This is a genomic window from Haloferax prahovense DSM 18310 (assembly GCF_000336815.1).
GTDB classification, from domain to species: Archaea; Halobacteriota; Halobacteria; order Halobacteriales; family Haloferacaceae; genus Haloferax; species Haloferax prahovense.
On record NZ_AOLG01000008.1, the window covers coordinates 1 to 24,389 of the forward strand.

19 protein-coding genes are annotated in these 24,389 nt (G+C 67.2%); 9 read left to right on the forward strand and 10 right to left on the reverse strand.

Annotated elements, in window-relative coordinates; genetic code table 11:
- Nucleotides 1–77 precede the first annotated feature (77 nt).
- On the reverse strand, nucleotides 78–392 hold the full coding sequence (locus C457_RS00045; RefSeq protein ID WP_004044781.1) for a non-histone chromosomal MC1 family protein: 315 nt from the start codon (nucleotides 390–392) through the stop codon (nucleotides 78–80).
- A gap of 238 nt (nucleotides 393–630) precedes the next feature.
- On the opposite strand from C457_RS00045, the gene C457_RS00050 reads away from it, so the two are divergent.
- From C457_RS00050 to C457_RS00060, 3 genes are all read left to right on the forward strand, one after another.
- Entirely contained in the window at nucleotides 631–828 is a 198-nt protein-coding gene (locus C457_RS00050) for a hypothetical protein (protein ID WP_004044784.1), read from the forward strand.
- Between the two features lie 60 nt (nucleotides 829–888).
- The gene (locus tag C457_RS00055) at nucleotides 889–1,944 is read left to right on the forward strand and encodes a quinone-dependent dihydroorotate dehydrogenase (protein ID WP_008090858.1); all 1,056 of its coding nucleotides are present in this window, start codon (nucleotides 889–891) and stop codon (nucleotides 1,942–1,944) included.
- Nucleotides 1,945–2,040: 96 nt separating this feature from the next.
- The gene (locus C457_RS00060; protein ID WP_275039349.1) at nucleotides 2,041–3,351 is read left to right on the forward strand and encodes a DUF6498-containing protein; all 1,311 of its coding nucleotides are present in this window, start codon (nucleotides 2,041–2,043) and stop codon (nucleotides 3,349–3,351) included.
- A 66-nt stretch (nucleotides 3,352–3,417) separates the two neighbouring features.
- Here the strand turns inward: C457_RS00060 and C457_RS00065 are convergent, their stop codons facing one another.
- The 4 genes from C457_RS00065 to pheS all read right to left on the reverse strand — a co-directional run bounded on the left by C457_RS00065 (nucleotide 3,418) and on the right by pheS (nucleotide 10,816).
- Complete coding sequence (locus tag C457_RS00065; protein WP_008090860.1) at nucleotides 3,418–6,075, reverse strand: valine--tRNA ligase; 2,658 nt, start codon at nucleotides 6,073–6,075, stop codon at nucleotides 3,418–3,420.
- A 90-nt stretch (nucleotides 6,076–6,165) separates the two neighbouring features.
- Nucleotides 6,166–7,371, reverse strand: a complete 1,206-nt coding sequence (locus tag C457_RS00070) for a trans-sulfuration enzyme family protein (RefSeq protein ID WP_049913327.1) — start codon at nucleotides 7,369–7,371, stop codon at nucleotides 6,166–6,168.
- A 233-nt stretch (nucleotides 7,372–7,604) separates the two neighbouring features.
- The gene (gene pheT / locus C457_RS00075) at nucleotides 7,605–9,317 is read right to left on the reverse strand and encodes a phenylalanine--tRNA ligase subunit beta (RefSeq protein ID WP_008090861.1); all 1,713 of its coding nucleotides are present in this window, start codon (nucleotides 9,315–9,317) and stop codon (nucleotides 7,605–7,607) included.
- On the reverse strand, nucleotides 9,317–10,816 hold the full coding sequence (pheS, locus tag C457_RS00080; RefSeq protein ID WP_008090862.1) for a phenylalanine--tRNA ligase subunit alpha: 1,500 nt from the start codon (nucleotides 10,814–10,816) through the stop codon (nucleotides 9,317–9,319). Before pheS ends, pheT begins: the two co-directional genes overlap by 1 nt.
- Nucleotides 10,817–11,135: 319 nt before the next feature.
- Here pheS and C457_RS00085 point away from each other — a divergent pair, with 319 nt between their 5' ends.
- On the forward strand, nucleotides 11,136–11,408 hold the full coding sequence (locus tag C457_RS00085) for a hypothetical protein (protein ID WP_004974211.1): 273 nt from the start codon (nucleotides 11,136–11,138) through the stop codon (nucleotides 11,406–11,408).
- A gap of 20 nt (nucleotides 11,409–11,428) precedes the next feature.
- Here the strand turns inward: C457_RS00085 and C457_RS00090 are convergent, their stop codons facing one another.
- Nucleotides 11,429–12,631 (reverse strand): NAD(P)/FAD-dependent oxidoreductase, encoded by a 1,203-nt coding sequence (locus C457_RS00090; RefSeq protein WP_008090863.1) that lies wholly within the window; start codon nucleotides 12,629–12,631, stop codon nucleotides 11,429–11,431.
- A 91-nt stretch (nucleotides 12,632–12,722) separates the two neighbouring features.
- On the opposite strand from C457_RS00090, the gene C457_RS00095 reads away from it, so the two are divergent.
- A complete protein-coding gene (locus C457_RS00095; RefSeq protein WP_008090864.1) occupies nucleotides 12,723–13,754 on the forward strand; it encodes an ornithine cyclodeaminase family protein in 1,032 nt (343 codons plus the stop codon).
- 36 nt (nucleotides 13,755–13,790) lie between these two features.
- Here the strand turns inward: C457_RS00095 and C457_RS00100 are convergent, their stop codons facing one another.
- From C457_RS00100 to C457_RS00110, 3 genes are all read right to left on the reverse strand, one after another.
- Nucleotides 13,791–15,380, reverse strand: a complete 1,590-nt coding sequence (locus C457_RS00100) for a tryptophan--tRNA ligase (RefSeq protein ID WP_008090865.1) — start codon at nucleotides 15,378–15,380, stop codon at nucleotides 13,791–13,793.
- Nucleotides 15,377–16,396: a tRNA-intron lyase gene (endA, locus tag C457_RS00105; protein WP_008090866.1), complete on the reverse strand. Its 1,020-nt coding sequence runs from the start codon at nucleotides 16,394–16,396 to the stop codon at nucleotides 15,377–15,379. The genes C457_RS00100 and endA overlap by 4 nt, the downstream gene beginning before the upstream one ends.
- A 194-nt stretch (nucleotides 16,397–16,590) precedes the next feature.
- Nucleotides 16,591–17,322, reverse strand: a complete 732-nt coding sequence (locus C457_RS00110) for an Sjogren's syndrome/scleroderma autoantigen 1 family protein (protein ID WP_008090867.1) — start codon at nucleotides 17,320–17,322, stop codon at nucleotides 16,591–16,593.
- A gap of 102 nt (nucleotides 17,323–17,424) precedes the next feature.
- On the opposite strand from C457_RS00110, the gene C457_RS00115 reads away from it, so the two are divergent.
- Entirely contained in the window at nucleotides 17,425–18,075 is a 651-nt protein-coding gene (locus C457_RS00115; protein ID WP_008090868.1) for an HAD family hydrolase, read from the forward strand.
- A 51-nt stretch (nucleotides 18,076–18,126) separates the two neighbouring features.
- On the opposite strand, the gene C457_RS00120 is transcribed toward C457_RS00115, so the two are convergent.
- Entirely contained in the window at nucleotides 18,127–20,466 is a 2,340-nt protein-coding gene (locus tag C457_RS00120) for a DEAD/DEAH box helicase (protein ID WP_008090869.1), read from the reverse strand.
- Nucleotides 20,467–21,070: 604 nt separating this feature from the next.
- Here C457_RS00120 and lipA point away from each other — a divergent pair.
- The 3 genes from lipA (at nucleotide 21,071) to C457_RS00135 (ending at nucleotide 24,389) form a co-directional block, all read left to right on the forward strand.
- Nucleotides 21,071–22,006 carry a lipoyl synthase gene (lipA, locus tag C457_RS00125; RefSeq protein ID WP_049913328.1) on the forward strand — a complete coding sequence of 312 codons (936 nt, stop codon included), beginning with the start codon at nucleotides 21,071–21,073 and terminating at the stop codon, nucleotides 22,004–22,006.
- 296 nt (nucleotides 22,007–22,302) lie between these two features.
- Nucleotides 22,303–23,409, forward strand: coding sequence for a pyruvate dehydrogenase (acetyl-transferring) E1 component subunit alpha (gene pdhA, locus C457_RS00130; protein ID WP_008090871.1), 1,107 nt, complete (start codon nucleotides 22,303–22,305; stop codon nucleotides 23,407–23,409).
- Nucleotides 23,406–24,389 carry an alpha-ketoacid dehydrogenase subunit beta gene (locus tag C457_RS00135; RefSeq protein ID WP_008090872.1) on the forward strand — a complete coding sequence of 328 codons (984 nt, stop codon included), beginning with the start codon at nucleotides 23,406–23,408 and terminating at the stop codon, nucleotides 24,387–24,389. Before pdhA ends, C457_RS00135 begins: the two co-directional genes overlap by 4 nt.

Sequence of the window (24,389 nt, forward strand, 5' to 3'; positions counted from 1 at the left end):
GATGTGTATAAGAGACAGGACTACGACTCGAGTGCTACACGTGCGTGCGCACGATAAGAATGTGAACGTCGGTCGCGCTACTCGTCGAGGTGCTCGATTCCCTTCTTGGAAACGTTTCCTTTGGTAATCTTCCCCTCCATCCAGCCGGGCTTGTCCTCCGGGGCGCTGCTGTTCCACGCCCACGCGTCGAAGATGTGGACCTTGTCGGTCCCCTTTTCCCGGAGTCGAATCTCGACCGCGTCCGACTTCGCGTCGTCTTCGGACCCGGCGGGGTCGAGTCGTCGGGCCGCCTTGAGCGCCGCTTGCCTCGGCATGCTGCCCGAAAACACGCTCGTCTCTGTACCGTCCTCCTCTCGGAGCACGAAGTTCCGCTTACCGTCCTCGCGTACCATGATTTTCCACCTCTATGCCAATGAACCACATGGCACATGATAAATATATCGACGAATTTCGACCGACGACGCCGTGTTACTTATATACTCGACCGGTTCGACGCGCCGACTCACCTCGCCAACGGTGCGACGGACTTCGCTGCGAGACGGTCGGGTTCCGGCGAAAATCACCACTCTCCGGGAGGACGGAGACAACACTTATGTATCCCCTGCGGCGAACCAACGGATAGACCCCCAGATGGTCCGGAAAAAGAAGCTCAGTCCGAGTGGCGCCAAAGACGAGAACGGCGAGTACCACAACGTCCATGTCAACCTCCACGAAGACGAACTCGCAGTCGCCGGAATGGAGATCGGCGACGAGGTGTTCGTCCGCGTTCGGGACGGTAAAATCATCATCCAAAAAGCGGACCCAGACCAGGTCGAACACGACTTCTGAGCGCGTGATACGTATCGTCTCGAACCGACCCGTCACCAGCGGAAGGCACGACAGAGAGCAATGAACCCCTACCACCTCGCCAAACCACTCCTCTTTTCGTTTCCACCGGAGACTGCCCACCGGACCATCCACGGACTGCTCGCGACCGCTCGCGGCACTCCGGTCGAACCGCTCTTAGAGCGGCGCTACCGCGTAAACGACTCCCGACTCGCGACGAACGCGTTCGGCCTCGACTTCCCGAACCCGGTCGGCGTCGCGGCCGGGTTCGACAAGAACGCCGAGATACCCACCGTTCTCTCGGCGCTCGGCTTCGGCCACGTGGAAGTCGGCGGCGTCACCGCGGAGCCCCAGCCCGGTAACCCGCGCCCCCGGATGTTCCGCCTCCCCGAGGACGAGGCGCTCATCAACCGCATGGGCCTCAACAACGAGGGCGCGGACGCGGTCGGAGAGCGCCTCGCCGCCGGACCCCTCCCGGACATCCCTGTCGGCGTCAACCTCGCGCTCTCGGAGGTAACGCCCGCCGAGGAGGCTCCCGACGACTACCGCTACACCTACGAGCGCGTCGCCGACGGCGCGGACTACTTCGTCGTCAACGTCTCGTGTCCCAACAGCGAGGGCTTCCGCGACCTACAGAACCGCGACTCGCTCGAAGCGATTCTCGGGACGCTCGTCGACGCCGGCGCCGACCCGCTTCTCGTGAAACTGTCGCCCGACCTCCCGGACCCCGCGGTGGAGGACGCGCTCGAAGTCGTCGACGAACTCGGTCTCGACGGCATCATCGCCAGCAACACGACCACCTCGCGGCCCGACACCCTGCGGAACCCAAACCGGGCAGAACGCGGCGGCCTCTCCGGGAAGCCAATCGAGGCCGAGGCCACGAACATGATTCGCTTCATCGCCGAGCGGACCGACGTGCCCGTCGTCGGCGTCGGCGGCGTCTCGGACGCCGAAAGCGCCTACAGAAAGATTCGCGCCGGGGCCGAGATGGTCCAACTCTACACGGGCATGGTCTACGAGGGACCGTCTATCGCCCGCGACATCAACCGCGGCCTCCTCGACCTGCTCGACCGCGACGGCTTCGACGACGTGGCCGACGCCGTCGGGTCGGGACTGTAGCGGCCCGAAGCCTCGCCGACTGCGGCCGCAACGACCGAGAACCTGCGCGTGATAACGAACCGAAGACTGATTTTCTTCCCATCCGGTTGAAAAGTCGTGCGCCCTCCCTCCCCTCGTGACTCCGGCGTGCTGGCGGTCCTCGCCTCGAACGCCGTCGCGCCCGTCGGCGTCCTGTTCCTGGGCTGGTCTCCGACCGTGCTCTTCGGCGTGTTCGTCGCCGAAATCGCCGCCGTGTTGTGCTGGACGCTCGTGAAGATACCCTTCGCGGCGAAGCGCCCCAACAACGCCATCGGCGACGGCGACCGACTGTTCGGCGCGTTACAGGCCAAGCGAGGGTCGGTCTCGCTCCCAGGGCCCCTCCCGCCGTGCTACCCGCGGAACGTCCCGACGTTCCTCATCGCGGCGTTCTTGCTCGTCCCGGTCGAACTCGGCGTCGCCTTCGGCACCTTCAGCCTGACCGGTCCGGTCGTCACCGACGAAGTCGCCGGACAGATTCTCCTCGGCGGCGCGAGCGTGTTCGTCGGCCGGGGCGTCGAAACGGTCACCGGCTACTTCGCGGCGGGCGGCTACCGCGACCACTCCGCCCGGTCGGTGCTCTTGCCTCCGTTCAAACTCCTGTTCGCCGTCGGACTGCTGATGTTCGTCGTCGGGCCGTTCGCGGTCGAAATCGAGAACGACGCGTTTCTCGTGGCCCTCGTCGGCCTGAAGCTCCTCTACGACCTCCGCGCGCTCCAACTCGAACGGAGCGAAAAGCGGGGCATCTTCTACCGACTCTACGGGAGCGAGGAGACGGAGATAGAACCGGTCCCGGTGGAGGTTCCTGCAGGAGCACCGACCTATCGAACCACGCCCGCCCGCGTGGTCGCCCTGTCCGACGCGGTCTACCGGAGCCTCCGGTACACGGTCACCAGCGGCGTGCTGTGGTGCTACGGCGTCGCCGCCGCGCTCGTCGTCTTCGGCGCTGGGACGCTCGCTCTCGCGCCGCTCACCCTCGCTGGCGCGTTCGGTACCGTTCGAGGAGCCTCCCGCTGCCTCGCCTACGGACCCGTCGAGTTCCGGTGCTACGGCGACGTACTCGTCGCCCACGACGTGTTGTTGGACGAGCCGCAAGCCCGCCTCGAACGCGGCGCGGTCACCGACATCAGCGTGTCCACCGACGCCGTCGACCGCCTGTTCGGCACGGAGACGATACGGTTCGAAACGGGCATTGACACGGGTCCGGACGTGCAACTCACCGTCCCCGACCCCGAGGAGGTCAACACCGACGATGCGAACGCGAACCATCCGATGACGGTTCCCCACGTCGAAGACGCGATGGCGGTGCGAGACGCCTTCGGCGGCGTAGATGTGGCTGAAGCTGAGCCAGAGACAGAGGTCGAGACGACGGTGCCGAGCGGCGACGACTGACGGGCCGCCGGCTAAGCGACCGAATACCGGGAAAAGAACGCGGACGAAAACGAACGAGTCGCCGCCTCAGTCGGCGTGCTGGACGATGACGATGGCGTCGCCGGCTTCGAGCATGTCGCCTTCGCCGACGTACTCGCGGGACTCCTCGATGGTGAACATCTCGGGCGCGAGTTCGACGCCCGCGACGTGCATGACGCCGTCTTCGACCTCGTAGTCGTCGCTTTCGAGGGCGGCCTCGATGTCCGGGACCTGCGCGCCGTACTCGGGGCCGACGAGCGAGTAGTCGAGGTCGACGCCGGTCACGACCGACTCGATTTCGGGCTCCTCGCCGAGCAGTTCGAGTTCCTCGATGTGCATGACGCCGCTCACGTCCTCTTCGAAGCCGTGGATGTCGCCGTACACCTGCACGAGGTCGACGGGGGCGTTCATCGAGAGTTGGTTGTCGCTTTTGTACTTGCGGAGCGCGCCGACGACTGCCATCGCGGTTTCGCCGGCCGCCACGTCGGCGTCGAGTCCGAGCGGTTCGGGCCACGGCTGGTCGTGAACGCTCGTTTCGTCGTACATGTCGCGCCAGAGTTCCTCCGTGACGTGCGCGAGGATGGGCGCGAAGCAGGTCAGGAACCGCTTGTGGGCGGTCTGGAGCGTGTACGCCGCCGAGGGGTCGTCACCCTCGCGGACGCGCTGTTTGGCGATTTCGAGGTAGTCGTCGCAGAACGTGTGCCAGAAGAAACTGCGCAGGCGGTCGCGCGCCTTCGAGAACTCGCGGTTCTCCAGTTTCTCAGTGACGAACTCGAGTTCGCGGTCGAGCGAGGCCAGAAGCCAGCGGTCGATGGCCTTCAGGTCGTCGTGGTCGAACTCGGCGGGCGCGTCCTCGGTGAGGCTCTCGACGAGCTTCGAGGCGTTCCAGAGCTTCCGCATGAGTTTCTCGCCCGCGACGAGGCCCTTCTCCTGGTACGGCAGGTCGTCGCCGACGGCGCTCCCGGCGGCCCAGTAGCGGGCGGCGTCGACCGGGAACTTCTCTAAGACCTCGTCAGGCGAGACGACGTTACCGACGGACTTCGACATCTTCTCGCGGTTCTCGTCGAGGACCATCCCGTTTATCATGACGCTGTCGAACGGGACCTCGCCGGTGTGCTCGTAGCACTTGACGACCGTGTGGAACAGCCAAAAGGAGATGATGTCGTGGCCCTGCGGGCGCATGTCGAACGGGTAGAGTTCGGGCCGTTCGAGTTCCATCTCCTCCGTCTCTGGGTTCCAGTCCCAGCCGCCGTTGATGAGGGGCGTGAGCGACGAGGTCGCCCACGTGTCGAACACGTCGTCCTCGGCGGCGAACTCGTCGTGGCCGCACTCGGGGCAGGCGTCGACCGGCGGGTCGTCCGAGAGCGGGTCGACCGGCAGGTCCTCGCGGTCGGCGATGACGACGTGCTCGCAGTCCTCGCAGTACCAGACGGGGAACGGAATCCCCGAGGAGCGCTGCCGCGAGATGGCCCAGTCCCACTGGAGACCCTCAATCCAGTTCTTGTACCGCGTGAACATCTTCTCGGGGTACCAGTCCATCTGCTCGCCGGCTTCGAGATACTCCTCGCGCTTGTCGAGCAGTTTGATGTACCACTGGTCCTTGACGAGGAACTCGACGCTCGTGCCGCAGCGCTCGTGGACGTTGACCGTGTGCGTGATGGCGCGCTTGTCGAGGAGTGCCCCGGCGTCGTCGAGGTCGGAGACGATGGCCTCCCGCGCCTCGTCGGCGGAGAGACCGGCGTACTCGTCGGCCTCCTCGGTCATCGTTCCGGACTCGTCGATGGCGACGCGGAGCGGCAGGTCGTGGGCCTGATACCACTCGATGTCGGTCTGGTCGCCGAAGGTACAGCACATGACGAGGCCCGTACCCGTCTCCAAGTCGACGCGCTCGTCTTCGAGGATGGGAACCCGCTGTCCGAACAGCGGAACCTCCGCTTCCTGTCCGACGAGGTGCTCGTTGTCGTCGTCGTCCGGGTGGACGAAGACGGCGACGCAGGCGGGGAGCAGTTCGGGTCGCGTCGTGGAGATGACGAACGACTCCTCGCTGTCGTCGGACTCCGTCCGACTGCCAGAGGAACGCTGTTCCTCGCTGTCGGCCACGCCGAACTCGATGTCGTGGAAGTGCGAGCCCTGCTCGTCGTCTTCGGTCTCGACCTGCGAGATTGCGGTCTCGCACTCGGGACACCAGATGGCGGGGGCGCGCTGGCGGTACTGCCGACCCTTGTCGTAGAGGTCGACGAAAGAGAGCTGGGAGACGCGCTGGACCTCGGGCGAAATCGTCTGGTACGTCTGGTCCCAGTCGATAGAGATGCCGAGGTTCTGCATCTTCTCCGTGAACTCGCCTTCGTACTCCGCCGTGACCTCGCGGCAGAGCTTCTGGAACTCGCGTCGCTCGTAGTCCTGGTGTTTGATTCCGAGTTCGTCCTCGGTCAGGAGCTCCGACGCGATGCCGTTGTCGTCGTAACCGAACGGGAAGTACACCTCGTCGCCGCGCATCCGGTTGAACCGGGCGACGAAGTCCTGAAGGGTGAAGCCGTAGACGTGGCCCCAGTGGAGGCTGCCGGACACCGTCGGCGGCGGTGAGTCGATAGAGAAGACGGTGTCGGGGTCTACCGCACGCTCCGGGTACGCGTACAGGTCTTCGTCGACCCACCTCTCTTGCCACTTCGCCTCGACGGTTTCCGGATCGTATTCTCCGCTCGGCATTGCGTTGGCGTACCTACAGCCGGGCGGACTGTTAAACGCCTCGGTTAAGTGCCCGAGGGAACGGAATTCGGGCGCGAGAGCGGTGACTACCTACAGGACCGAAAGCGCCGACTCGAGGTCCGAACGAAGGTCGTCGACGTGCTCGACGCCAACGGACATCCGAAGCAACGAATCGGAGATGCCGAGCGCGTCGCGTTCGGTCTGCGAGAGCGGCGAGTGGGTCATCGTCGCCGGGTGCTCGATGAGGCTCTCGACGCCGCCGAGACTCACCGCCAGCGGGAACTCCCGGAGTTCGCCGAGGAACTCGGCGGTCCCGTCGAGGTCGGTATCGAGTTCGAACGACAGCACCCCGCCGAACCCCGACTGCTGGCGCGCCGCGAGGTCGTGTTGCGGATGGGACTCCAGCCCCGGGTACAGTACCCGCGTCACGGCCTCGTGGGATTCGAGGAACTCGGCGATTTCCATCGCGTTGGCCTCGTGCTGGCGCATCCGCAGCGGGAGCGTCTTGATTCCCCGGAGCGTCAGGTAGGAGTCGAACGGTGAGAGCATCGACCCCATCCCGACGCGCTGGAGGAAGGTAATCTCCTCCAGTACGTCCTCGCGGTCGGTGACGACCGCGCCGCCGATGGAGTCGGAGTGACCGTTGAGGTACTTCGTGGTGCTGTGGACGACCACGTCGGCCCCGAGCGAAAGCGGGTTCTGGAACTGCGGGCTGAGGAAGGTGTTGTCCACCCCGAACACCGCGTCGCCCTCGTCGGCGATGGCGGCGATGGCTTCGATGTCGCAGAGGTGCATGAGCGGGTTCGTCGGCGTCTCCATCCAGACGAGCGCCGTCTCCTCGCGCATCGCAGCCGCGACGTTCTCCGGGTCGGTGGCGTCGACGAACGACACGTCCACGTTCAGCCGGTCGGCGAACAGCCGGTTGAGCATCGTCTTCGTCCCGCCGTAGAGGTCCTCGAACGCGACGATGTGGTCGCCCGGCCGGACCACGGCGGTCATCGTCGCGGCGATGGCCGCCGTGCCGGAGACGAACGCCAGCGCGTGGTCGGCACCTTCGAGCGCCGCGAGCCGGTGTTCCAGCGCGTTCCGCGTCGGATTCGACAGCCGCGAGTAGAGATACTCGCCCGCGTCGGGGTCGAGCGTCTCCAAGTCCGCGTCGGGGTCGATGGTCGGCACCGCGTAGGTCGAAGAGAGATGGACTGGAACGACGACGTCCTCGACACCCGGAGCCGGGGCCTGCCCGCGCTCGCCGTGGGTCACCGCCAGCGTCTCGCGGCGTACATCATTATCGTTCATACAGAAAAGGCGACGACTCGCGTCCTAAAGGTTTCTATCGCGTCCTGACCAAATGCATGAAAAGAATTACTGGAGGTGTAAAATTACCCCAAGTTATCCGGTTTCGGCCCGTGGACCGTCAAAAATCCGCCCGCGGTCCTGTGACAGCTCCGACAGGTCGAAGCTCCCACCGTTTTCCGCGACGCGCTCCGCTCGCCGCGCAAAATCTGGACCAAAAAGAACCGTCCGAAAACCTACGCCAGCGCCGACAGGTCGAACTCGAACGCCGCGACCGGCAGTTCGAGGTCGTGGTCGACGATGACCTTCGGGTGGAGTTCGCCGACGACGCCGACTTCCTCGCCGTCGATGACGACCGCGGCGGTCCGGCCGTCGATGAACGACGGATGCTCGGTAGCGGGCGTCTCCAGTTCCGCGTCGAAGTCGCGGCAGAGCGCCGCGAGGCGGGCCTTCGCGTCCTCGTAGGTCGCGTCGTGACGGGCGAGGACGGCCGCGACGTGCCGGGCCTCGGCGACGCGAGTGTTCTCGTCATCGTCGCGGTGGGCCGCGTGGCCGATTTCCGCGAGGTCCTGCGGGTACGCCCGGTGGGTGTTGTTCTCCAGCACCATCGTCAGCGAGGGCAGCACCCACGTCCGGAGCATGGTGTAGTCCTCGCTGTACGGCTCGGTGATGGAGGCGGGTTCGCCGCCGCCGAGGTACTCGGAACCGACCTCGACGTCCATGCGCGCGTAGTTCTCCTCCTCCGAAATCATGTGGAAGTTGAGGAGGTCCTCGAAGCCGAGACCGACGAGTGAGGTGCGAACGGCGTCTTCGAGTCGGGAGCGCTCGTGGCGCTGGCCGACCGTCCCCACGTCGGGATAGCGCGGTTCGAGCTCGTTGAAGCCGTAGGCGCGGCCCACGTCGTCGACGAGGTCGAGCGGGTGGAGCACGTCCACGCGGTACGGCGGGATAGAGACCTCGTAGACGGTCTCTTCGCCCAACTCGGCGTCCGCGTCGAGGCCGGAGCGCTCGAACAGGTCGATGACCTCGTCCATCTCCAACTCGACGCCGAGGACCGTCTCGATGCGGTCGTGGGAGACGTGTTTCGTCTCGACTTCGAAGTCGGGCTTGACGACGGTCCCTTCCTCGTACTGGACCTCGACATCCTCGATGGTCGCCCCGCGGGCGGCCAGCGCGTAGCAGATGATGTTGCACATCCGGTCGATGGTCCACTGGTCGGTGCCGGTGAGTTCGACGAGCAGGTCGCGGGAGTCCGTCGAGACCTCGGTCCGGCGGCCGTTGATGACCGGCGGGAACGAGAACAGACCGATTTCGTCGTAGATGGCCGGATAGCGGTCGTACTCGCTCACGAGGTCGGCGTACTTCCGCCCGGTGTCGTGCTGTTCGAGCACCTCGGCGGGCGTGAGTTCGTCGTTCGAGTCGAGCGCGACGAAGGTGTCGCCGTCGGGTTCGATGCCCGTGTACGTGATGGAGTTGCCGGAGGCGTTCTCCGAGAGCACGTCGCCTTTCAGCATCGTCAGGTCGTGGATGCCGATGGCTCCCTTGGCGCGCTTGCGACCCATCGTCGCGTGGAGTTTCTCCTGCAACTGGATGAGCGAGTCGAGCGCCGCGTCGTCCAAGTCGACCCCGCGGACGACCGCGCCTGTGACGTAGGGGCGCTCGTCGGGAACCTCGTCGTCGACGACGAAGGTCCAGTCGGGGTCGTTCGTGTTCGGCACCGAGACGCCGCGAGCGTCGCCGTACTGGTAACGGAGCGAGCGGGCGACACCTTCGACCGACAGGCGGTCGAGGCGGTCGGGGCCGAACTCCAGTTGGAACGCCCCGTCGTCTGTGACGCCCTCGAACTCCAGTCCGAGCGCGAACAGGTCGTCTTTGAACTCCTCGTCGGACTTGTCTTCGTGGCCGGTCAGGCGGCGCAGTTCGTCGGGTTGAACGTCGACTACGGGCATTACTTGAGCACCTCCGTCTCGCGGAGCAGGTCGAGGTCGCACAGCGTTCCGTGCACGTCGCGGATGTCGTCGAAGCCGTACATGAGCATCAGGAGACGCTCCAGGGCGAGACCCCACGCCATCACGTCGCACTTGACGCCGAGCGGGCGAAGCACTTCCTCGCGGAACATGCCGGAGTTACCGATTTCGATGAGTTCGCCCGTCTCGGGGTGTCGGCCGAACAGCTCGAACGACGGCTCCGTGTAGGGGTTGTAGTGCGGCTTGAACTGGATGTCCGTGATGCCGAAGTGGGAGTAGAACTCCTCGAAGGTGCCCATCAGGTCGCGCACCGAGAGGTCCTCGGCCATCACCCAGCCCTCTATCTGGTAGAACTCCAGCAGGTGCGTCGGGTCGAGCGTGTCGTTGCGGTACACCTTCTCGACCGAGAAGTACCGCTGCGGCGGCTCTAACTCGCCGACCTCGTGGCCCGAGAGGTAGCGCATCGACAGCGACGTGGTGTGGCCACGGAGCGCGATGGCCCGCGCGAAGTCCTCGGACCACGGCGAGTGGTAGCCGTCGCCGTCCTCGCCGACGCCGTTGAGGTGGGCGTCGCGGACGCGGTCGATGAGGTCCTCGGGAATGTCCTCCATCGGCGGCACGTCGAGGGCGAAGCGGTCCCAGTGGGTGCGCGCCGGGTGGTCCTGCGGCATGAACAGACAGTCGTTGATCCAGAAGTCCGCGTCGGCGTGCGGGCCTTCCATCTCGGCGAATCCCATGCCGGTGAGCACGTCCTTCACGCGGTCGGCGGTCTGCCGGAGGATGTGCTTCTTGCCGCCGCGGGCCTCGGGCGCGTCGGCCTCGACGTTGTACTCGGTGAACTCCACGTCTTCCCACTCGCCGGAGGTGAGCAGCTCGGGCGTGAGGCGGTCGACCGTCTCCGCCGCCTCGACGCCCTCCATCAGCGCCGTGACGCCCTCGTCTGTGAGAGTGACGGCGCGGATGGTGCGCTCGTGGCGGACCACGAGCTGCCGCGATTCGAGCTGGTCGAGCACGTCGGCGTCGACGGACTCGCCCGCGGCGAGGGCCGCGAGCGCGGCGGCCTCCTCGTCGGCGTCGGGGTCGGCGCCCGCGTCGGGCGCGAGTTCGCCCGAATCGATGTGCCCGTAGCCCTTGCGCGCGAAGTTCGACAGCGCGATATCGACCTGCGGGCCGCCGAGGGAGGACGCGCCGATGACCTGTCCCATCGGGACCGCGTCGCCGTCGCCCACGTCGAGCGCGGCACGGTAGAGCCGGACCTCGGGGAGGTCCTCCTCGGCGTATTCGACGCCCTCGTCGGTCAGTTCGACGGACTCCGCCGCGGTCTCGGTGACCGAGACGAGTCCCTCGTCGCGGAGGTCGAAGACCGCACCCGTCACCGTCTCGGGCTTCTGGTCCGTCGCCTCCGCGAGCTGTGCAATCGTTCGTTCGTCGGTGGCGCTCGCGGCGTTCAACACCGCGACCTGTGATTCCGGAAGTCGCATCTGGTTCGTTGTGGCGTTAGCCGTCTGGTGGTCGGTTAGCAGTTTCGAAGCCTCGCCGCGCTGGCGGGGCTGACCGGCGGGGTCGGTTTCGTCCGGCGGGCGCGATGACGCCCGACCGGAGTCCGCCGACCTCAGGCGGTCAGGAAGAAAAATCCGAACCCGTCGGTGGTCGGTTCGCTCGCTCGCGTCCCGCGTTTGGGTTCGGATACCATATGCGACCGATTGTGAGTGCCGAGTAAAAGCGTTGCGCGTCCATCCCGAGTCAGTCCGAACGCAGATACGTTCTTGGTACCGGCCGACGGAGAGACGGCGAAGACGAATGCGAGACCTGGACACGACCCTCTCGGCGATTCGCCTCGGCCACGAGGCGTCGCTCATCGTCAAACCCCCGAACCGACCGGACGACAGAGACGACGTCGAGGCCGTCCTCGTCCGGGCCTCGCCGCCCTACGAGTTCGACGACGGCGAACGGACCTACCGCGTCGTCGAAGACGAGGGCGACACCGGCTTTCGCGTCCTCGCGTCGCGCGACGTCGCCGACCCCGTGCGCGTCCTCGGCGAACTCCGCGCCGTGGTCGATATGAGCGCCTGAGCCGAGCTTCCCGGATTCTCCTACGCCACGTTCCGCTCGCGGAGCATCTCACCCGACTCGAACCGGTCGAGCGACAGCGCCGACACGTCCACCCCACAGACGTCCTCGCCGAGACACAAGTCGGCGACGGCCTCGCCCGTGGCGGGCGCGTGCTGGAAGCCGTGACCCGAGAAGCCCGCCGCGACGACGAGACCGGGGGCGACCTCGTCCAGAATCGCGTGGTGGTCGGGCGTCACGGCGTACAACCCGGCCCAGCCGTTTCGAATCCGCGTCTCCGGGCCGAAGTAAGCCGCGGCGTCGTCGGCCCGCTCCGTCGCCTCAACCGCCCACTCGAGGTCCATCGACTCGTCGAACCGGTCTGGGTCCGCGTCGGGGTCCGACTCCGAGAAGTGTCCGCCGACGATGGCGGTCCCCTCCCGCTCCGGCCGGAAGTACGCACCCGTGTCGAGGTCGATGGTGAGCGGTGCGTCCGCCGGAAGGTCGCCCTCGGGTTCCACGACGGCTATCTGTCGACGGCGCGGCGCGAGTGGGAGGTCGACGCCCGCGAGCGCCGCGACCCGACCGGACCACGCGCCCGCGGCGACGACGACCGCGTCGGCGTCGATGGGGCCGTCGGGCGTCTCGGCCCGCCAGCCGCCGAAATCGGCAGCGGTCGCAGCTGCGGTCTCGGTCGCACCGTCGTCGAGCCCGTCGTCGCCGACACGAGCGAGGTCGGTCACGGGCGTCTTCGTCCGAACGTCGACGCCGGCGACGCGGACCGCGTCCGAGTAGCCCTGAACCGCGGAGTGCGGGTCGGCGACGCCGTCGGCGGCCGAGAAGGTCGCCGCGACGAACGACTCGGTCCGGAGCTCCGGGAGGTACTCGGTGGCCTCCGCGGGCGAGAGGACGCGACTCGGCGCGCCCGCGTCGGTCTGCATGGCGACGTTCTCCCGGAACGCCGCGGCGGTCTCCTCGCTCCGGGCCAGAAAGAGGTAGCCGGAGCGCCGGTAGTCGATGTCGACGCCGAAGTCGTCCGCGAAGGACTCCCAGACGGGGACGCTCGCGAGCGAGAGTTCGACGTTCACGCGCGTCGAGAACTGCGTTCGGATGCCGCCCGCCGCGCGACCCGTGCTGCCACCACCGAGCGTCCCCGCCTCGCAGACGGTGACCTCGGCTCCGCGGTCGGCCAGCGCGTGGGCGCAGGCGAGCCCGACGACCCCGCCGCCGACGATGAGGACGTGCATGGTCCTGTCTGATTCGCCACCGACATGAGCTTGTCTGTCACTCACTAGCGAGGCGCAATGTTTTCACCCGACCGCGACGAGTCGTCCGGGTATGGTCCGTATACTCTCCGCCGACGCCGTCGGCGAGTTACTGTCGCTCGCGGAGCTGTTTCCCGTCGTCGAGGAGGCGTTCGTCAAGCAGGGTCGCGGCGAGGTCGAACGCCCCCCGAGACCGCACTTCCCGGTCGGCATCGACATCGACAGGGTTCGGGACGGGACCGGCGGCGAGGGTATCGCGGGCACAGATGTGGAACCGGCAGGGCGGGACGACCCGCTCGGCACCGGCCTCACCATGCCGGCGTACATCCACGGGCGCGAGGTGTACGCGACGAAGCTCGCGTCCGTCCATCCCGAGAACGTCTCGCACGGCCTTTCGACGGTGAACGCGCAGGTCGTCCTCACCGACGCGACGACCGGCCTCCCGCTCGCGCTCCTCGACGGGACGACGATTACCAGCGCCCGCACGGGCTGTATCGGCGGGCTCGCCGCGGAGTACCTCGCCGCCGACCCGGTCCGACTCGGCGTCCTCGGCGCGGGCACGCAGGCCCGCTGGCAGAGCCGCGCCGTCGCCGTCGGCTCCGCGGTCGAGTCGGTCCGGGTCTACTCCCCGAGCGACTCCCGCGAGGCGTGCGCCGCCGACCTCCGCGCTGACGGCCTCCCCGCCGAAGCGGTCGACTCCCCCGAGGCGGCCGTCTCCGGGGCGAACGTCGTCGTCACCGCGACGACGAGCGAGACGCCCGTCTTCGACGGCTCGTGGCTCGACCCCGGGACCCTCGTCGTCGCCGTCGGGGCCTACACGCCCGAGATGCGGGAACTCGACGCCGAGACGTTCGAGCGGGCCGCGCGGGTGTTCGCCGACGTGCCCGAGGAAGTCGCCGATATCGGCGACGTGCGCGGGGCCGCTCTCGACGAGTCCGACCTGATTCCGCTCTCGGCGGTGTTCGAGGGCGACGCCGGCCGCGACGACGACGACGAGATTCTGGTGGTCGAGAGCGTCGGCTCGGCGGTGCTCGACGCCGCGACCGCCGAGTACCTCTACGAGAAGTCGAACGCGCGCGGCGTGGGAGAAGAAGTGGGGTTGTGAGCGGTCGTGTGGGCGATGGGTGGCGTTACCGCCTCACTAGTGCTCGGCGGCAACCCCCCGCCGCTCCGTCTCTAAGTCGATGTCCAGCGAATCGAGGACTTCCGCGGCCTCCTCGCGCTTTTCGTGGTGGTCTTCGAGGAACTCCCGCATCATCGTCGCCGCCTGCTCCTTGCAGCCGCCGCAGAGGCGCTCGCCGCCGACGCACTCGTCGTAGACCTCCTTGGCGAGGTCGTCGTCGTCGCCCGTCAGCAGGTAGGCGTACAGCTCGTACACCGGACACTTGTCGGCCTCGCCGCCGAGTTCGCGCTGTTCGTCGGCGGTGTCGCGGCCGCCGGTCGTCGCCGACTTCACCTTGTCGTAGCCCTCCTCGGGCGCGTCGAGAAGCGAGATGTGGCTCGCCGGAATCGACGACGACATCTTGCCGCCGGTGAGGCCGGTCATGAAGCGGTGGTAGATAGAGGACGGCGGGATGAAACCGTAGCCGCCGTGATGGGCCTCGACCTCGCGGGCGAGGTCTTCGGCCTCGTCGACGTCCATGTCGAACGCGTCGATGTGCTGGTCGTACCGGCGCTTTTCGCCCTCGATGTCCTCGATGAGCGCCTCGAACGCCTCGTCGGTCGCCTGCCGCGCGAAGAACCGAATCCGCGGGCGGAGCGGTTCCATCCCGGCGTTTTCGAGCTTCTCGACCGCCGATTCGCGGACTGACTCGGAAACGAGCACGCCGGCCGCGTCGAGGTCGGCGTCGGCGAGCCACTCGGCCGCCTCGCCGCACCGCGGCATATCGGCGTCCTCGGCGTACGCCTCGCGGGCGTCGTGGGCGGCCGCGACGAGCGGGCGCTCGGCGTCGTCGAGTTCGAAGCTCGCGAACGCCTCGGTCACCTTGAAGAATCGCATCCGGATGGCGAGGTCGCGGGCGAACCGGACGTGGGGGTCCTGGTCGGGGCCGACCGGGATGACCGTCGGCTTGGGGTCGTCCAACTGCGGGTAGAGGATGTCGGCCATCTGCGTGACGACCGACTGCATGTGCGAGACGTTGGTCTCGCCGTCGAAGCCGTAGATGGACTGGAACTCCGAGAAGTTGGCCTTCCCACCGAGTTCGAACGCGAGCCGCTGGAGGCGGTCGTTGTCCGACTGTCGGTAGAGTTCGCCCTCCTCGGGGTCGAACCCGAGCGCGATGAGCGACAGCAGGTAGTCGCGGCTGTGCTCGTTGATTTCGTCCCACGGGATGCCGCGGGCGGAGTGCGCCTCCATGTCGGCGATGAGGCCGTAGGCGTCGCCGCCCTGCTCTTGATGCCAGATTATCTCGTCGAAGACGAGCTTGTGGCCGATGTGGGGGTCGCCCGTCGGCATGAAGCCCGAGAGGACGGCGAAGTCGTCGCCGTTTCGCATGGCGTCGAGGACCGGCCGGTAGTCGCGGTGGCCGAAGATGACCCCGCGGCGCATCAGGTAGTGCGGGTTCGGCACCTCGTCGAGCACCTCGTCGAACTCCTCGATGCCGAACTCCTCGAACAGCTTCCGGTAGTCGGAGACGGTCGACGAGCCCCACGGGTCGAGGGCGACGTCATCTGCTCCCTCTGCTGTGCCTCCATCGGTGCGGATGCGCTCCGCGGGTTCGTCGTCTGTCATGGCGTGAGCCGACTGACCGAAAGCCAGTCTATCTCTCCGTTGTCGTCGGTCAGCGCAAAAACCATTCGCTTGCGGACACCGCCGGCGAGGCGCACGTCGAGCGAGAGGTCCCGCGGGACGAACGTGTGGTCGGGCGCGACCACGCGCACGAGGAACTCGGAGTGCGAGAGGTCCGACACCGACTCAAACTCCGTGTAGACGCGGAAGTCAGAGCCGAACTTGAAGCCGCTTTTGGGGACCGTCTTGGCCTCCCGGAGCGCGGCGTAGACCGCGAGCCTGCGGTCGAATCGGTCGCCCTCGACGTCGCGGCCGCGGGAGACCACGTCGGCCTCGTCGATGGCGAGCGCGTCGGCGCGGGCGAGGTACGCGGCTTCGAGGAGCGACAGTTGGAGCGGGCCGCTGTCGGCGTTTCTTCCGTACAACCGCTGGCCGAAGAAGCCGCGCTGGTAGAGGCGGTCGACCCCGTCCCAGACGAGCGCGCGGTCCGAGAGGAGTTCCGCGTCGAGGTCGGCCGGGAGGTCTTCCGCGGCCGTCCCCTCGGGGTCGTCCCCCTCGGTGTCGAAGTACGTCAGGTCGCCGTCCTCGTCGACGATGGCGAGGACCACCTCGCCGAGCGACGAGACGGGGATACTCTCGCGCTCGCCGACGACGCGGACCCGGTGTTCGACCTCGCCGTCCCACGGACCCTTCCCGCGGGGGTAGACGAGGAAGTCCGCGTCAGCGGCGTCCGCGACGCCGGGCCAGCCCTCGCGGGCGGGCGAGAGGTAGAACCCGCGGTCGCGGAGGTCTTTGTAGACGACGAAGTCGAGGGTGGTCCCGGTGCGCGCGAGGAGTTCGCGCAGGCCCATCCCGTCCACGCCGTCGATGTCGTCCCGCGAGAGCAGGTGGGCGGCCTCGACGGGCGCGACCTCGAGGTCGTCGCCGCCGGTGGGTCTCCCGTAGCCGCGGGAGTCGTGGAACCGCTGTCGAGCGTCGCCCGGGAGGTGGACGACGCCGTCTTCGAGGCGTCCTTGCATACCCGAATCGGGGCGCGGCGACGACAAAGGGCCTGCGATGCCGGCGGCGCGGCGCGCGGGAGCGTCGGGATGACCGCCAGCGTCGACTCGTCGCGGCCGCGGTTCCGGACGCGCACCGCTCGGCCGGCCGTGTCGCCAGCGGCGGGGCCACGGTCGTCGTCCCCCGTCTTGCTGCCCTATGCGTGGGCGTCGGCTCATGCGACCTCGCAGGTCGAGTCGAGACACCGCCGGCCGCGACTCGTCTCGAATATCGGGAGGCCGCAGTCGCAGTCGTCGCCAACGACGCCCGCGGGGAGGGAAAACGCCGTTTCACACTCGGGGGAGGCGTCACAGCCGGCGAGCAGGCGGCCGCTCCGCCGGATGATGCGGAGCGGCGACCCGCAGTCCGGACAGGACCACTCGCCGTCAAAGCGGTCTCTCACGCGGTCGTCCAGCGGGTCGCACCCGCGGTCGATGCACACCTCGAACGGCGCGCCGCGCTCGACGCGCATCAAAGGCAGGCCACAGTCGCCACAGGTCTCGTCGAGGACGGTTGCGCCCGCTGGCAGTCGATACTCGGTCCCCGAATCGAGAGCGACGACGGAGCCGTTGGTCCTGACGAGCGGGTCGCCGGTGTCGGGGTGCGAACCGACCGGGACGCCCGCGTCGCTCGCGGGGTACTCGGCGCGGCCGGTCACGTCGTTCGACTCGACCGTGAGGGTCTGGTCGCCGGCGCGGGCCACGAGGCCGAACGACCCCGGTCCGGACTCGACGGTCAGCGAGTCGGCGCGGGTCAGCCACGCGACGGGTTGGTAGCCCCCGGCGTCGTGGACGAGGACGGTGCGGTCGGGCTTGGCCACGACGACGACCCGCCCGCGCTGGGTGCGGTCGCGGGAGCCCTCGAAGCTGACGGTGCAGTCGCCGGCGAAGACGCGTATCGAATCCATGGAGCGGGGTGGTTCCGGGTTCCGATTTGAACCTTCGTACGGGGGTTCATCAGCCATGCCGCGGCACGAAGGTCTTTGGTCGGCCGCGGCCGAGGGCGAACCATGGACGCGAACGTCGTGCTGTTCGACATGGACGGAGTGTTGGTCGATTCCGAGCAGTACTGGCACGCCTTCGAGGACGAGTGGGTGTTCGCCGACGCCATCGAGTCCGGCGACCCCGACCACGAGGAGATAACGGGGATGAACTTCCGCGAGATATACGACTACCTCGACGCGGAGTACGGGACGACCGTCACGAAAGACCAGTTCGTCGCGGCGTACCACGAGAACGCCGAGGGCGTCTACGGCGAAAATGTCGTCCTGATGGACGGCGCGGAGGAGCTGTTTTCGGACCTCCGCGCGGCGGGCAAGCAGGTGGCAATCGTCTCGTCGGCCCCGCAGGACTGGATTTCGACCATCCGCGAGCGGTTCGACCTCGACCCCCTCGACCTCGTGCTCTCGGCCGACGACATCGACGACCCCGGCAAGCCCGAACCCCACATCTACGAGCACGCCGCCGCCGAGTTCGGCGTCGCACCCGAGGAGTGCGTCGTCATCGAGGACTCGATAAACGGCATCGAGGCCGCCGTGCGGTCCGGCGCGTACACCATCGCCTACCGCGGCGGACAGAACGCCGACCTCGACCTCTCGCGGGCGGACGAAATCGTGAACGGGCCCGAAGAGTTGCGGGCGGCGTTGCTCGGCGAGGAGTAGCCGAAATCGACCGAGAAAACGGCTGAAGAACGGCTGACACCGCGGTTTCTGCTATTCGACCCGAACCGTCCGCGTCTCCCGAATCGGGAGCAGCGGCAGGTCGGGGAACGTGACTTCCACGACAAACTCCAGTTCGTCGTCCGTCGCGCCGAAGACGCCGACAGGGACGGTCACCTCGTCGGAGAGGTAGCACGTCTTCGCCGACATCTCCACGTCGTTGACGGTGACGCGAATACCGACAGAGCCACCGCCGCCGTCGTTCCGCACGCGGATGTCGTGCATGTCGCTCTCGCCGCGGGCGACCGACTCGGGGAAGTCCCCCCAGTCGATGTCGGGTGCGGGGAGGTCCTTCGCGCTCTTGATGACGCGCTCGGCGACGCCCTGCGAGAGGCCCGCGCGGGTGAGTTCCTTCACGCCGGCGTCGACCACGTCGGCCGGGGTGGAGAGCCCGCCGGTCGCGAGCTTTCGCGCGCGGCCGGGACCGATGCCGTCGACGGCCGTGAGCGCCGCGGCGTCGCTGCTGACGCCGTTGTCGACGCGGGCCTCGACGCGCTTTGCGAGGTTGGCAGCGCGGGCGTCCGCGAAGGTGTCGAGGAACTCGCGGAGCGCGGAGAGGAGTCGGAGCGCGTTCTGCTTGATGACCCACGCGTCGCTCCGGAGTTCGCTCGGCGTCGAGTTCGCCATGCTGGCGTGGAGGATGGCGAGCACCTTCTTCGGGCCGTCTTCGAGCGTGGTCGAGACGCCCGTCAGCACCGAGTCGACGGCGTCGACCTCGGACTGACGCGCCGACACCTGCCGGAAGTCGGCCGCGCCAGCGACGGTTTCGAGGATGTCGTCGGCGGTGATGCGGTCGCGCTCGGCGAGGTCGGCGAAGCGGGAGGCGGTCCCGAGGCGGAGGTAGTACTTCGAGGTGAGTCGGCCGAGCGGGGTCGCGTCGATAGAGAGGTCGTCGTCCATCTCGACGAAGCCGCGGGAGACGAGGCGGTCGAGCACGTCGCGGACGCGCTCGCGGAGGTCCTCGAAGTCGTAGGCCGCCGGGTTCGACTGCGCCCGGCGGTAGTAGAACGTCGTCTCCAGCCACGACAGCACGTCGTCGAGGTCGCGGATGGTCCCCATGGCGATTTCGGCGTTGAGGTGCGAGTCGAGGTCCTCGGCGAGGCGTGACTCGATTTCCTTGCCCTCGCGGAGTAGACGACGGTACTTGTTCTGGTCCGAGCGGTCGCAGACGACCCAGCCGTAGCCCACGTCGTCGTAGCCGGGGCGGCCCGCGCGGCCGAGCATCTGGAGGATGTCGAGCGGCGAGATGTCCACCTCGCCTTCGAGGGGGTCGTGGTGTTTCGTGTCGCGGATGACGACACAGCGGGCGGGGAGGTTCACGCCCCACGCGAGCGTGGAGGTCGAAAACAGGAGCTGAATCTTACCTTCCTTGAACCACTCCTCGACGGCCTCGCGGTCGTCCCGAGAGAGGCCGGCGTGGTGGAAGCCGACGCCGTCTAAGACGCCCTTGGCGAGCGAGTCGTTGCTCAGTTCCTTCGCCTCGTTGTGGAAGTCGTAGTCGCCGCGCGCGCCGATTGGCACGTCGCGCTTCGCGAGTTCGTCGCGGGCCTTGGCGGCCGCGCGGACGGCGTCCTGCCGCGAGGAGACGAAGACGAGCGACTGGCCGCCGTCGCGGATGTGGGGCTCCGCGAGGTCGAACGCCCGGTAGAGTCGGCGGTACTTGTCGGCGAAGGAGTTCTCGCCGTGGGTGTAGGTTTTGACGCCCGCGTGCAGGTCGACGGGGCGGTAGTCGTCGCCGAACTCGAAGGTCGTCTCGTCCGGCGCGTCGAGCCACGCCGCCACGTCGTCGATGTTGGGCATGGTCGCGGAAAGCGCGACGATGCGGGGGTCGCAGATGCGGCGCATCCGTGAGACGGTGACTTCGAGGACGCCGCCGCGGGTCTCGGAGTCCAGCAGGTGGACCTCGTCGATGACGACGCAGTCGACGTCCTCGATGAACGAGTAGCGCGCCGAGTCGTGTTTCCGGGTCGCGGAGTCGGTCTTCTCGGGCGTCATCACGAGGATGTCGGCGCGAGCGGCCCGCCGCGGGTTCAGGTCGCGCTCGCCGGTGACGACGTACACCGAGTAGCCGAGGTCCTCGAAGCGCTCCCACTCGGTCTCCTTCTCGGTGGTGAGCGCGCGGAGCGGCGCGATGAAAAGCGCCGTCCCCTCGTCGCGGAGGGTCCGACAGATGGCGAGTTCGGCGAGCGCCGTCTTCCCGCTGGCGGTGGGCGCGGAGGCGACGACGTTGTGGTCGGTGTCGAGGATGGCGGGCAGCGCCTCGCGCTGCATCCGGTTGAACTCCTCGAACCCGAAGGCGTCTGCGAACTCGGGGACCGCCTCGGCGACTTTCACTGGGCGCACCTCCGGGTGCGCGCTGGCGTCGGGAACGAGACGAAGACGAGCGTCATACACGAAGCCGAGTCGTCCGTGGGGAAAGGCGTTTCTCCATCCGGCGCGGCGGCTCGCAGGTCTCGAACGTGCGGAAAACGGAGGGGCTGAGGTTGGTGGGTGGGTGGTAGGGAGGGTCAGGTCGAGGACTGAGGCGTCGGCCGGTTACGCGGCGCCGGCGAGCGCGGCGATGAACGACCAGTTCGTCCCCGCGGTGGCCTCGTGCTTCTTCGATTCGGCCTTCGTCATGTTGCGGCGGTGTTTCCAGTTCATACCCGTCAGAAGTCTTTACTCGAATATAAGTTTTCAGTTAGATGATACATCTAGCACGATCGTACATGCTGTTTGATGGAAAGTCGTGATGTATTCGTCCCGAACGTTTCGTTTTCCGAGATAGTAGTGTTCGTTTGAACGATTCTGAACAAGTCGTGATAACACGAAGCACACGGGTACTGGGCGAAGTCACGGCGGTGCGGTTTCGGTCGCCTCGGGGAGTGGCTCCGTCGGCAACCCGACAGACGGCGGACCAATCCTCACGTTTTTGCCCGTCGCCTCGCAAGAACTGCCTATGCGCACGCGGCGGAAGCCAGACTGGTTGAAGATGCGACCGCCATCGGGCCGGCGTTTCACCGATATCAAATCGACGCTCCGGGACCGGAACCTCAACACCGTCTGCGAGGAGGCGAACTGCCCGAACCTCGGAGAGTGTTGGAGCGGCCGCGACGGCCCCGGGACGGCCACGTTCATGCTCATGGGCGACCGGTGCTCACGCGGGTGTAACTTCTGCGACGTGACGACCGGCGGGATGGAGCCGCTGGACCCCGAGGAGCCGGCGAACGTCGCCGACGCGGTGGCCGAAATCGGCCTCGACTACGTCGTGTTGACCTCCGTGGACCGCGACGACCTGCCGGACCAGGGCGCGGCCCACTTCGCCGAGACCATCCGCGAAATCAAGCGCCGCGACCCCGAGGTGCTCGTCGAGGTGCTGATTCCCGACTTCCAGGGCGAACCCGAGCACGTCCGGAAGATAATCGACGCCGGGCCCGACGTCATCGCCCACAACATCGAGACCGTCGAGCGCCTCCAGTGGCCGATTCGGGACCGCCGCGCCGGCTACGAGCAGTCGCTTTCGGTCCTCCAGCAGGTGACGGACGAGTCTGACATCCACACGAAGACCTCTATCATGCTCGGCCTCGGCGAGCACGCCCACGAAGTCTACCAGACCCTCTCCGACCTCCGCGAGGCCGACGTGGACATCGTCACCTTCGGTCAGTACCTCCAACCCTCTCGGAGCCACCTCGACGTGTTCGAGTACGTCCACCCCGACGCCTTCGAGACGTGGCGGCGCGTCGCGGAGGACGAACTGGGTTTCCTCTACTGCGCGTCCGGCCCGATGGTCCGGTCGTCGTACAAGGCCGGCGAGCTGTTCGTGGACGCGCTCCTCCGCGAGGGGTCGAGCGTCGAGGAGGCGCGACAGGCCGCGCGCGCGGCCGCCGGACAGTAAGTCTCGCCGCCATCCCACCCCACTCCGCGCGACTCGACCGACCGGGTCCGACCCCGTTCCCGCCCCGAAACAGTCCTGCAATGCTGTCGATATTTCCGATTATTTCTCGGTGATGTGTGGGTTCACACTAATGAACGTCAGGAAGAATCGTTTAGAAGCGAAAATGTCCAATTTTACCTCGCGTGAGTTTACATAGCACGACGCGAGCCGCAATATTCCGAGCCAAAGTAAATTATATACGAAAACAATATAACGCCGGCGGGTGTCGATTTTGCCATGAACAGGAGGGTTCTCCCGTGAGCGTGCTTCAGCGCGACCCGCAGGACCAGGTACGAGTGCTCGACGAGGACGGGACCGTCGTCGGCGAGGTTCCCGACATCGACGACGAGACGCTCGTCGAGATGTACCGGTACATGCGTCTCGCCCGACACTTCGACACGCGGGCGGTGAGTCTCCAGCGGCAGGGGCGGATGGGGACGTATCCGCCGCTGTCGGGACAGGAAGGCGCACAGATCGGCAGCGCAATCGCGCTCGACGAACAGGACTGGATGGTCCCGAGCTATCGCGAACACGGCGCGTCGCTGCTCCGGGGGCTCCCGCTGAAACAGACGCTGCTGTACTGGATGGGCCACGAGAAGGGCAACGAGATGCCCGAGGGCGTGAACCTCTTTCCGCCCGCGGTCCCCATCGCCTCGCAGATTCCCCACGCGACCGGCGCGGCGTGGGCGAAGAAGCTCCGCGGCGAGGACGACACGGCCGTCATCTGTTACTTCGGCGACGGCGCGACCTCCGAGGGTGACTTCCACGAGGGACTGAACTTCGCGGGCGTCTTCGACACGCCGAACGTCTTCTTCTGTAACAACAACCAGTGGGCTATCTCGGTGCCGCGGGAGCGACAGACCGCCTCCGAGACGCTGGCGCAGAAGGCAACCGCCTACGGCATCGACGGCGTGCAGGTCGACGGGATGGACCCGCTCGCGGTCTACTCGGTGACGAAGGCGGCGCTCGACAAGGCGAAGAACCCCGCCGAGGGCGAGGGCCGGCCGACGCTCATCGAGGCGGTCCAGTACCGCTTCGGCGCGCACACGACCGCCGACGACCCGACCGTCTACCGCGACGACGAGGAAGTCGAGAAGTGGAAGGCGAAAGACCCCATCCCGCGGCTGGAGTCGTTCCTCCGCGAGACGGGCCGGATCGACGACGAGGGCGTCGAGGCCATTGAGGCGGACGTGAAACAGCGGGTCGCCGACGCCATCGAGGCGGCCGAGTCCGACCCGCGACCGGACCCGAGCGAGATGTTCAACCACGCATACGCCGAGCGAACCCCGGAGATTCAAGCGCAGTACGAGGAGTTCGAGGCGCTCCGCGAGAAGTTCGGCGACGAAGGATTCCTCAGAGAATGAGCAGTCAGAACCTCACCATCGTGCAGGCGGTACGGGACGGTCTCTACACCGAGATGAACCTCGACGACGAGGTGCTCGTCATGGGCGAAGACGTCGGGAAGAACGGCGGCGTCTTCCGTGCCACGGAGGGCCTCTGGGACGAGTTCGGCGACGACCGCGTCATCGACACGCCGCTGGCCGAGTCCGGCATCGTCGGCACGGCCGTCGGCATGGCCGCGATGGGGCTGAAGCCGGTCCCCGAGATTCAGTTCTCCGGCTTCATGTACCCCGGCTTCGACCAAATCGTGAGCCACATGTCGCGGTTCCGCAACCGAACCCGCGGCCGCTACACGCTGCCGATGGTGCTCCGCGCGCCCTACGGCGGCGGCATCCGCGCCCCCGAGTCGCACTCGGAGTCCAAAGAGATGTTCTACGCGCACGAGGCCGGCCTGAAGGTCGTCATCCCCTCGACGCCGTACGACACGAAGGGGCTGCTCATCTCCGCCATCCGCGACCCCGACCCGGTCATCTTCATGGAACCGAAGCTCATCTACCGGGCGTTCCGCGGCGAGGTCCCCGAAGAGGAGTACACGGTCCCCATCGGCGAGGCCGCCGTCCGCCGCGAGGGCACGGACGTGTCCGTGTTCACCTTCGGCGCGATGACGCGTCCGACGCTCGAAGCCGTCGAGAACCTCGAAGAGGAGGGCATCGACGCAGAGGTCGTGGACATCCGCACCATCTCGCCGCTCGACCGCGAGACCATCGTGGAGTCGTTCAAGAAGACCGGCCGCGCGGTGGTCGTCCACGAGGCCCCGAAGAACGGCGGTCTCGGGGCCGAAATCACGGCGACGGTTCAGGAGGAGGCGCTGCTCTACCAGGAAGCGCCGGTCAAGCGCGTCGCGGGCTACGACGTGCCGTACCCGCTGTACGCGTTGGAGGACTACTACCTCCCCTCGGTCGCCCGCGTCGAAGAAGGTATTCGTGAGGCGGTGAACTTCTGA